Source organism: Duncaniella muris, assembly GCF_003024805.1.
Lineage (GTDB): Bacteria > Bacteroidota > Bacteroidia > Bacteroidales > Muribaculaceae > Duncaniella > Duncaniella muris.
In genome coordinates, this window is sequence record NZ_PUEC01000020.1 from 57,803 (window position 1) to 67,745 (window position 9,943).

Here is a 9,943-nt window from a genome sequence, read left to right on the forward strand (position 1 = left end):
GGTTCCTTCCGTTTTGCTGAGAGCGGGGCAGATCAGGATTTGTTGGCGCGCTTACGTTCGATTTCGTCAAGAATGATCTTGCGCAGGCGGAGGTGATGAGGGGTCACTTCCACATATTCATCTTCCTTGATATATTCGAGAGCTTCTTCAAGCGAGAATACTACCGGAGGGATGATGCGGGCCTTGTCATCGGCGCCGCTTGCACGCATGTTGGTCAGTTTCTTTGACTTGGTGACATTGACCACGATATCGTTGTCTTTGGCGTTTTCGCCTACCACCTGACCTGCATAGACTTCTTCCTGAGGGAAGATGAAGAAACGTCCGCGGTCCTGAAGCTTGTCAATGGCATAGGCATAGGCGGTTCCGCTTTCCATTGCGATGAGCGATCCGTTGGTGCGGCGTTCGATGTCACCTTTCCAAGGCTGGTATTCATGAAAGCGGTGAGCCATAATGGCCTCTCCGGCCGATGCGGTCAGCACATTGTTGCGCAGGCCTATGATGCCGCGTGAGGGGATGAGGAATTCAATATGGATGCGGTCGTTCTGAGTCATCATCGAGACCATCTCGCCTTTGCGGCGGGTCACCATGTCGATGATCTTTGATGAATATTCTTCCGGCACGTTGATGGTCAGCATTTCGATCGGCTCGCATTTCTGCCCGTCGATTTCTTTGAGGATGACCTGAGGCTGGCCTACCTGAAGTTCAAAGCCCTCGCGGCGCATTGTCTCGATGAGCACCGAGAGATGAAGCACACCGCGTCCGAATACAGTCCATGAGTCCTCGTGGTCAGCTTTGGTTATGCGCAGTGCGAGATTGCGGTCAAGCTCTTTTGTCAGGCGGTCATGGATGTGGCGTGAGGTTACGTATTTGCCATCCTTGCCGAAGAAGGGGCTGTCATTGATAGTGAAAGTCATTGACATTGTCGGCTCATCGATGGCGATACGCGGGAGCGCCTCCGGATTATTGAAATCAGCCACAGTGTCACCGATCTCGAATCCTTCGATGCCTACAAGGGCGCAGATGTCGCCGCTTTTCACTGACTGCACTTTCTTTCGGCCCATGCCTTCGAAGGTATGCAGCTCCTTGATGCGCTGACGTACAACTGTGCCGTCTTTCTTGCAGAGCGCTATGTCCTGGCCTTCGCAGAGCTCACCGCGGTGTACACGGCCTATGGCAATTCGGCCTACATAGCTGCTGAAGTCCAGTGAAGTTATCAGCATCTGTGCATCGCCTTCAAGCACTTCTGGTTCAGGGATATATTCGATGATGGCGTCAAGAACGGCAGTGATGTTGTCAGTCGGCTGGGTATAGTCGGTGCTCATCCAGCCTTGTTTTGCCGAACCGTAGACGGTGGGAAAATCAAGCTGATCTTCGCTTGCATCGAGATTGCACATAAGGTCGAACACCATTTCCTGCACTTCGTCAGGACGACAGTTGGGTTTGTCGACTTTATTGATGACAACTACCGGTTTCAGGCCCATCTGGATGGCTTTCTGAAGCACGAATCGGGTCTGGGGCATCGGGCCTTCAAAGGCATCGACAAGGAGGAGGCAGCCATCGGCCATGTTGAGCACTCGCTCTACCTCGCCACCGAAGTCGGCGTGTCCCGGAGTGTCAATGATGTTGATCTTGTAGCCGTTGTAGTTGATTGAGACGTTTTTGGAGAGGATTGTTATCCCTCGCTCGCGTTCGAGATCATTATTGTCGAGTATGAGTTCACCGGTTGACTGATTGTCGCGAAACAGTTTTCCGGCCATTAGCATTTTGTCTACGAGCGTGGTTTTGCCGTGGTCCACGTGGGCGATGATGGCAATATTTCTAATCTTCTGCATTGTCCAAAAATTTTTCAGGATGCAAAGTTACAACTATTTTCGCTAATATCTGCTTTGTTGCGCCAAAAATCGGCGTCGGAGGCCGATTTTGCTGTTCTGAGTGCCTCTGTCAATACATCTGATAGTCTACCGAGAGCACTTGGAATTCAGTCCGGCGGTTTATCTGGTCTGCAATTTCCTGCTGCTCTTCCGGAAGGCTTTCAATGAATGCCTCGTCAAGTACCCGGCCCTCTTCAAACAGAGAAAACTCGCGGGCAAGACGCTTGGTGATCTTTTTCGGGCGCGATTTGCCATAGCCCTGATACTGAAGCCGAGCTGCCGGAATTCCTGCCTCTATCAGATAGTCGACCACGCTTTTTGCGCGGCGTTCGGAGAGGCGTATGTTATATTCGTCAGACCCCCAGCGGTCGGTGTGTGATGCCATTTCGATTGTTATGTTGGGGTTGTCGCGCAACATCTGCACGAGGCTGTCGAGAGCGCCTTTTGATTCAGGCCGCAGAGTGGCTTTGTCAAAATCGTAGAAGATATTTTCCACGATGTTTGGTTTTGAGATCGAGGCCAGTATAAAGTCTATGCCGTATTCGGCGTCTTCTTCGGCAGTATCTGATGTGAATTCCTGTTTGGCGTTGAGATAACCTTTTGCGCCGGCGAGCATCACATAGCGCACTCCGCGCTGCAGCGGGAAGGAGAACGATCCGTCGTTGCGGGCTACGGCTTTCTGGTTGGAGCCGTCATTGCCTACGATGCGTATCACGGCGTTCGGCACAGGTTCTTCATCTCGGTCCAGCACCCAGCCGCTTATCTGAATCTTGAGATCGGGGAGTTCGAATGAATAGAGATGGTCATATCCACGGCCGTCGCCGCGGTTTGAACTGAAATAGCCTGACTCTTTGCCTGGGTTGGCGAAGGTGATGCCGAAATCGTCACCTTCGGAGTTTATGGGCGAGCCCATATTCTCTACCAGCCAGCCGCCGGAAGGGGTCAGCGTGGCCCGGAATATATCAAGTCCACCCAAGCCGGGATGTCCGTCAGACGAAAAATACATTATAGAGTCGGTGAGCATGTAGGGAAATACCTCATCGCCTGGTGTATTGATCGCGTCTCCGAGATTTTCAAGGCTTCCGGCCCGCTCGTTAAGTTTGATGCGCCAGATGTCTTTGCCCCCGTGTCCGGGCATGTCGGATGTGAAATAGAGATACTCTCCGGAGGGGCTTACTGCCGGATGCCCATAGCTCGAAAGCGTGTCGTTGGTGATCTCAAGCTTCACCGGTGCGCTCCATTGTGCATCGGAGCGGTGCGAGGTGTAGATGTCTACGCCCGTATTCCGGTCGGGCGTACGTATGGCGCGGGTGAGATACATGGTCGATCCGTCAGGCGAAAACGAAATGATGCCTTCGTCCCATTCTGTGTTCACTTCCCCCTCCACGGCTTCGGGCCGCTGCCAGTCGCCGCGTTCGTTCTTGCGCACCATCCAGATGTCGCTGCGTTTCATGCCGGTGATCTCGCTGCGGTTCGATCCGGTTACTTTCTCATTGGTCGTTGTGAAATACAGCACCTCGCCGTTAAACATGGGAGAGAAGTCGGAACGGCGGGAGTTGAAGAGTTTTGCATTTCTGACCACGTGGCGTGTCTTGTTGCGCTTGAGCTCTGCTGCTCGGCGCGCACCGGCAAGAGCCTGCCGGGCATGGCTGTCGTCCGGTTTGATCTTCAGATAATCTTCATAGCTTTTGATTGCCTGGGCGTAGTTGCCTTGCCCGTGTTGGGCGCTGGCAAGCTGAAGGAGTATTGTGGAGTCAGGGTATCCGTAACGCAAGGCATTCTGATAGGCGGCAGCCGCACGTGCGTCCTGGCCAAGGCGTGTGTAGCATTCGCCCATCTTCAGAGCCACTTCAGCCCGCTGGCTGCGCTGTTCGCGTGGATTGAGTTTGTTGTAGATTTTTCGATAGGTTTTCTGGGCATCGAAATATTCGCCGCGGGCAAGCTGCTCGTCGGCTACACTCATCTTTGCTCCGGAACATCCGGCCAGTGCGCCTGCTATAAGCGCTATATATATAAGGTGGTATAAACGGGTCATGACTGGTGATGATGGAAGTTTCTTATAAGGCTTGTACAGCCGTTCAGATATGCTTTTGATAATTTAACGTAGAAATCATGTGAATATTTTATTTTGGAAAAGCGGCGAAATCATTGTATCTTTGTGCGATAATTCAGCATGGCCCGACTTAAACAGCCTCTTAAGCCTGAGCGCATTCTGACAAATTGTAATTGTCAAAATCTTTAATATTAAATCACATACCTATGGGTCTTTTTGAAAAACTTACCGCTAACGCAAAAGCAAAGCGTCAACGCATCGTCCTCCCGGAAGGCACAGAACCCCGCACTCTCACCGCTGCCGACCGCATCATAGCCGACGGTATAGCCGACATTATTCTGATCGGTGATCCGGCCGAGATCATGACAATGGCCAAGGATCTCAATCTTGAGAATATCGGCAAAGCTACAATCGTCAACCCCGCTGATGAAACAGTGATTGACAAATATGCTCCTATCTATTTCGAACTGCGCAAGAAAAAAGGCATCTCGATGGAAGAGGCCCGCATGACTTCTGCCAATCCTCTCTATCTCGGCTGTCTTATGGTGAAGGCCGGCGATGCCGACGGCCAGGTTGCCGGCGCGCTCAACACTACCGGCAACGTGCTGCGCGCAGCGTTCCAGGTAATCAAGACCATGCCCGGCATTGACGTGGTTTCAGGCGCTTTCGTGATGGTGCTCCCCGAAGGATCTCCCTATGGCACAAACGGACTGCTGATTTTTGCCGATTGTGCGGTTGTGCCCGAACCCGATGCGGCCCAGCTTGCCCAGATCGCAGTGTCAGCTGGAAAAACCGCGCGTGACATCGCAGGCATCGAACCCCGTGTTGCCATCCTCAGCTTCTCAACCAAGGGCAGCGCCAAGAGCGAACGAGTCGACAAAGTAATCGAAGCTACAAAGATCGCTCATGAAATGGAACCCTCTCTCGTTCTTGACGGCGAACTTCAGGCCGATGCAGCCCTCGTCCCCGGAGTGGCAAACAGCAAGGCTCCCAACAGTCCGCTCTCAGGCCGTGCCAACGTGCTCGTATTCCCCTCGCTTGAAGTCGGCAATATTGCCTACAAGCTCGTGCAGCGTCTCGGCGGCGTTCAGGCTGTAGGTCCGGTTCTTCAGGGTCTTGCAGCTCCCGTCAACGATCTTTCGCGCGGCTGCTATCCCGAAGATATCTACAAGACCATCATCATTACCTGCAACCAGGCAATCGGTCTTAAGGGAAACAACTAATCATACCTCTCATACGCAAAGACAGACTAAAGAATGAAAATCTTAGTATTAAACTGCGGTAGCAGTTCAGTAAAATATAAGCTTATCGACACAGCGGACAACAGTGTGCTTGCCGAAGGCGGCGTTGAGAAAATCGGACTTAACGACGGATTTCTCAAGTACAAAAAAAACGATGGCTCAAAGGCTGTCATCGAACTTGGTCTTGTTGACCACAATGGTGCTGTGCAGGCTATTCTTAACCTTCTGACTGATCCTGCGGAAGGATGCATCAAGTCATATGACGAAATCGACGCAGTGGGCCACCGCGTAGTTCACGGAGCTGAAAAATTCAGCGAAAGTGTGCTTATTAACGATGAAGTCAAAGACATGATCAAGCAGTGCTACGACATCGCGCCTCTCCACAACCCTGCCAACATGACCGGTATTGACGCTATCACCACTCTCATGCCCGGCAAGCCTCAGGTAGCAGTCTTCGATACCGCTTTCCACCAGACAATGCCTGCAAAGTCGTTCCTCTATGCTTTGCCTTACAAGTATTATGAGGAAGACGGTGTGCGCCGCTACGGTTTCCACGGAACCAGCCACCGTTATGTTTCTCAGCGTGTTTGCGAATTCCTCGGAGTAGACAGCAAAGATCAAAAAATTATTACCTGCCATGTCGGCAACGGCGGCTCGATCACAGCTGTTGACGGTGGAAAGAGCGTAGACACTTCTATGGGCCTCACCCCGACAGAGGGACTCATGATGGGTACCCGCGTGGGCGATGTCGATCCCGGAGCGCTTGTTTATCTTATGCTCAAACACAATCTGTCAGCCACAGATCTCCAGAAAATCATCAACAAGGAGAGCGGAATGGCAGGCGTGACAGGCATCTCAAGCGATATGCGCGAAATTGAAGCCGCTGTTAATGCCGGTGACGAGCGCGCTATCCTCGGACTTGCCATGTATGAGCAGCGTATCCTCAAATACATCGGTGCTTATGCCGCTGAAATGGGCGGTGTAGACATCATCGTATTTACCGGCGGCGTAGGCGAAAATCAGACTTCACTCCGCGAAGCAGTCTGCGAGCCCCTTAAGTTTATGGGAGTCGAAATAGATAAGGAACTGAACTCTGGTATCCGTGGCAAGGAAGCAGTTGTTTCTACAGCGGCATCTAAAGTAAAGGTCGTTGTCATTCCTACTGACGAGGAATTGATGATTGCCCGCGATACTGAAGCGATTGTTTCCAAGAAATAATCAGAGACTATAAAATTTTTGATTCCGCGCCGGATCACTGCCACGTTCCAAGCTGGCATCTCAGGCGTGGAATCATTCTGAGATTAATAATGCAAATATGACAAAGATCCGTGCCGCCGTAGTTGGCTACGGCAACATCGGCCGCTTCTCGATTGAAGCTCTTGAAGCAGCCCCTGATTTTGAAATTGCCGGCGTCGTACGCCGCAATGTGGCCGAAATTCCGGCTGAACTTGCCCCTTATAAGGTTGTCACCGACATCCGTGAACTTGGTCATGTGGATGTAGCAATTCTCGCCACTCCCACACGCGAAGTTGAAAAATATGCTCTCGAATATCTGGCAATGGGAATCAACACCGTTGACAGCTTCGACATCCACACTTCGATCATCGGCCTTCGCCGCTCCCTCGATGCCGCAGCAAAAAAGGCCGGCCGCGTGGCAGTTATTTCTGCCGGATGGGATCCGGGAAGCGATTCTATCGTGCGCACACTCCTTGAGGCAGCCGCTCCGAAGGGCCTTACATACACCAACTTCGGCCCAGGCATGAGCATGGGCCATACAGTATGTGTAAAATCGAAAGCAGGTGTGAAGAATGCACTTTCAATGACCATGCCAAAAGGTGACGGCATGCATCGCCGTATGGTCTATGTAGAACTTGAAGACGGGGCACGTCTTGAAGATGTGGCAAAGGCTGTTAAGGAAGATCCTTATTTTGCGTCTGACGAAACCCATGTGATGGCAGTTGAAAGTGTCGATGCTGTAAAAGACATGGGCCACGGCGTGCACATGGTGCGCAAGGGCGTTTCCGGCAAGACCCAGAATCAGCGATTTGAATTCAATATGTCGATCAACAACCCGGCTCTCACCGCCCAGCTGCTTGTTGGAGTGGCCCGCGCATCAATGCGCCTCACACCTGGAGCATATACAATGGTCGAAATCCCCGTGATTGATCTTCTGCCCGGCGAACGCGAAGATCAGATCGCACATCTTGTCTGATCGATAATCATTCAGATATATATAGCGTTCAGCCCGTCAGTTGAGATCTCAACAGACGGGCTGAATGCCATATTTGAAATAAGGTTGGATTGTCAGTCAGACACTCCGTCAAGAATGATCTGTCCGAAGTACTGAGACTGATGGAAGTCGGGCTCAGGAGTCGGCACCGGAGCCCAGCTGAGATAGTGAGGCTGAGAAGTCCCGGAAGCACATTTGTAGAAGTTGCCACTAAGTTCGACCGGCTTTCCGTCAAACTTGATTCCAAGAAGATTCAGCGGAATTGCTGCAAGAAGGTCCCAGGTGAACAGTCCTTCCACTTCACGGAACGGCCGGCGTCCGCATGACGGAAGCACGGCTATAGTGGAGATCTCTGAATCAGAGAGGGGAGTGACGTTGACAGCCCTCGACTCTCGGTGAGAGGCTTTGATCGCACCGATGCAGTTGAACTCAAAATTCCAGTATTTTTCAGATCCGTCTGGCTTCACGAAAAACATAACGCAGGAGTCTTCGTAGACAGGTGAATTGTTCTCGAAATTCATGGCACGCAGATAGTTGCAGCGTACAAAGAAATTGATGTAGATATGGTTGTCCGAATGTGCGATGGTAAACGTGGTGAGCGGATGGTAAGGAAACAGATCCTTCCAGTTGAGTTCACCTATGCTGTGGCGTACGCCTGATGATTCCAGACGGTTGAAAATAGCATCAGTATTTAAAAAATCAAGATCAGCTATATAGGGTACGTGTAGTGTCTTTTGCATATTTGCTGTTATGAAATAGAGTGGGGGATAGAATCAGTTAATTGAAAAACAGATCTTTAATACCGGTAATGAATCCAATAGCGCCCATAATGAGAATGATGGCGGCTAAAATGCGGTTCAGCAGCCACATGGAGCGTATGTTGAAATGGCGGCGCACCTTGTTGACAAAATATGTAACGCCAAACCACCACAGCACAGCACCAAGGAATATTGAAATGTAGCCGGCCACATAGTGATAGGCCTGAAACTCAGGAGCAAGAAAACTGAAACGGGCAAAAAGGCCGATGATGAAGAAAAGTATCAGAGGATTGGAGAAAGTGAAAAGAAACCCAGTCCCGAAATCTTTCCAGTAGCTTGCCGGCTGCATTGCCGCCGGCTGAAGAGCCCGCGATGGATTAGCCACAAACAGATAGGCGGCATAGACAATCAGAACAATTGAACCGATCACCTGCAGAACGCTCTGATTTGATTGTATGAAATCAGTTACAAATGACAGGCCAAGTCCGGTCAGCAGGCAGTAGAGCAGATCGCTGACACCGGCGCCGACACCGGTGAAAAACGCCGGCCAGCGTCCGCGGTTGAGCGTCCGCTGGATACACAGCATTCCGATCGGCCCCATCGGAGCCGAAACAAGAATGCCTATAAGCAGGCCTCGGAATATTATGACAGGCAGATGTATCACAATCTGCAAAGGTACAAAATCACTCCGAGGTCTCAAAATTTTCAGCATGATTGATGCCCGGCAAAATGCAATTTAGAAGTTTTGAGTAAGTTTGAGTAAGTATTGAAGATAGCTTCGTTGGTGGCGTAGTGGGTGACCGATCGGCGCGTCAGTGCATATCAGCGTTGGTAAATGGAAAATAAATGCAATTGGTTAAAAAAGCGTCTCTGTTGTTATATGGCTGATATGCCACCGGATATATAATGTTATAATACAAAATAAGTAATATTTGTCAAAGACATGTAGTCACTTTTGTTGGGAATTACGAAAAAAGTTGTAACTTTGCACCGCAAAAGGCTGGTCCGGTAGCTCAGCTGGATAGAGCATCTGCCTTCTAAGCAGACGGTCCCGCGTTCGAGTCGCGGCCGGATCACAAAGCAGAAGTCCTTGAAAATAAGTCAATTACAGCTTATTTTCAAGGCTCTTTTCGTATATATTTGTAAAAATTAAGTATTCTTATTGACATAGAATTGGGTATTTTTGGCGCATTTTGGGTAACTTTGGGTCAAAATGTTTCGGCTATGTTTCGGCAGCTGAAACGCAGAATTTAAAATAATCATGGTTTTAGTAACATTGTTTAACCCTGCAAAATATATTTTAACGCCATGTTCACAGCAAAATTTAACATAGACACCAGGCGGAACAACTCGCTGATGCTCCGAATTACCAACAATCGCAAAAAAGCTGAACTGTATTTAGGTGGAAAACCCAGGCTCGGATGACCCCTTAGACCAGGTTGAATTGACCCCTGAAGCCAAAATATCACTGACCCTTTTGCCCAATATAAAAATGACCCCTGTCGACGTAATGTCAGCAGGGGATTTTATCATTATCTTTGAATTCCGTTTTGGCCGACGGGGGATATAATTCAAAGAAAACATGAACACAAAATTAAAGAATATTCTCCTATGTCACGCATCAGGGATGGGCATAAAATGCATCAGTAGTGCCTTTGACATAGCCTTGACATATCCCGGAACACGGTGCGCCGCTATGTGAGAATGTATCAGGACAGCGGTATACCCGCTGAGAAGCTGCCGTCGCTGAGTGATGCGCGGCTACAGGAACTATTTGCCATACCAGGGGC

7 protein-coding genes and 1 tRNA gene are annotated in these 9,943 nt (G+C 50.3%); 4 read left to right on the plus strand and 4 right to left on the minus strand.

Translation table 11 applies throughout. The annotated features are described in order from the left end of the window. Positions 1-32: 32 nt before the first annotated feature. Positions 33-1,832 (minus strand): translational GTPase TypA, encoded by a 1,800-nt coding sequence (gene typA / locus C5O23_RS09470; protein WP_107032704.1) that lies wholly within the window; start codon positions 1,830-1,832, stop codon positions 33-35. A 109-nt stretch (positions 1,833-1,941) separates the two neighbouring features. After that, positions 1,942-3,906 carry a PorE family type IX secretion system protein gene (gene porE / locus C5O23_RS09475; protein WP_107032705.1) on the minus strand — a complete coding sequence of 655 codons (1,965 nt, stop codon included), beginning with the start codon at positions 3,904-3,906 and terminating at the stop codon, positions 1,942-1,944. Positions 3,907-4,130: 224 nt separating this feature from the next. Between porE and pta the strand changes: the two genes are divergently transcribed. The 3 genes from pta (at position 4,131) to C5O23_RS09490 (ending at position 7,377) form a co-directional block, all read left to right on the plus strand. After that, positions 4,131-5,147, plus strand: coding sequence for a phosphate acetyltransferase (gene pta / locus C5O23_RS09480; protein ID WP_107032706.1), 1,017 nt, complete (start codon positions 4,131-4,133; stop codon positions 5,145-5,147). Between the two features lie 33 nt (positions 5,148-5,180). After that, positions 5,181-6,383 carry an acetate/propionate family kinase gene (locus C5O23_RS09485; protein WP_107032707.1) on the plus strand — a complete coding sequence of 401 codons (1,203 nt, stop codon included), beginning with the start codon at positions 5,181-5,183 and terminating at the stop codon, positions 6,381-6,383. Positions 6,384-6,480: 97 nt separating this feature from the next. Beyond that, positions 6,481-7,377, plus strand: coding sequence for a diaminopimelate dehydrogenase (locus tag C5O23_RS09490; RefSeq protein WP_107032708.1), 897 nt, complete (start codon positions 6,481-6,483; stop codon positions 7,375-7,377). Between the two features lie 92 nt (positions 7,378-7,469). On the opposite strand, the gene C5O23_RS09495 is transcribed toward C5O23_RS09490, so the two are convergent. Next, complete coding sequence (locus C5O23_RS09495) at positions 7,470-8,135, minus strand: carbohydrate-binding family 9-like protein (RefSeq protein ID WP_107032709.1); 666 nt, start codon at positions 8,133-8,135, stop codon at positions 7,470-7,472. 37 nt (positions 8,136-8,172) lie between these two features. Continuing rightward, entirely contained in the window at positions 8,173-8,817 is a 645-nt protein-coding gene (locus tag C5O23_RS09500; protein WP_369809759.1) for a LysE family translocator, read from the minus strand. A 338-nt stretch (positions 8,818-9,155) separates the two neighbouring features. Here C5O23_RS09500 and C5O23_RS09505 point away from each other — a divergent pair. Next, positions 9,156-9,229, plus strand: a tRNA-Arg gene (locus tag C5O23_RS09505). Positions 9,230-9,943 lie beyond the last annotated feature (714 nt).

Excerpts from the sequence above, each read along its gene's own strand:
- pta (WP_107032706.1), top strand. The coding sequence starts at position 4,131 with ATGGGTCTTTTTGAAAAACTTACCGCTAACGCAAAAGCAAAGCGTCAA.
- C5O23_RS09490 (WP_107032708.1), top strand. The coding sequence starts at position 6,481 with ATGACAAAGATCCGTGCCGCCGTAGTTGGCTACGGCAACATCGGCCGC.
- typA (WP_107032704.1), bottom strand. The coding sequence starts at position 1,832 with ATGCAGAAGATTAGAAATATTGCCATCATCGCCCACGTGGACCACGGC.
- porE (WP_107032705.1), bottom strand. The coding sequence starts at position 3,906 with ATGACCCGTTTATACCACCTTATATATATAGCGCTTATAGCAGGCGCA.
- C5O23_RS09485 (WP_107032707.1), top strand. The coding sequence starts at position 5,181 with ATGAAAATCTTAGTATTAAACTGCGGTAGCAGTTCAGTAAAATATAAG.
- C5O23_RS09495 (WP_107032709.1), bottom strand. The coding sequence starts at position 8,135 with ATGCAAAAGACACTACACGTACCCTATATAGCTGATCTTGATTTTTTA.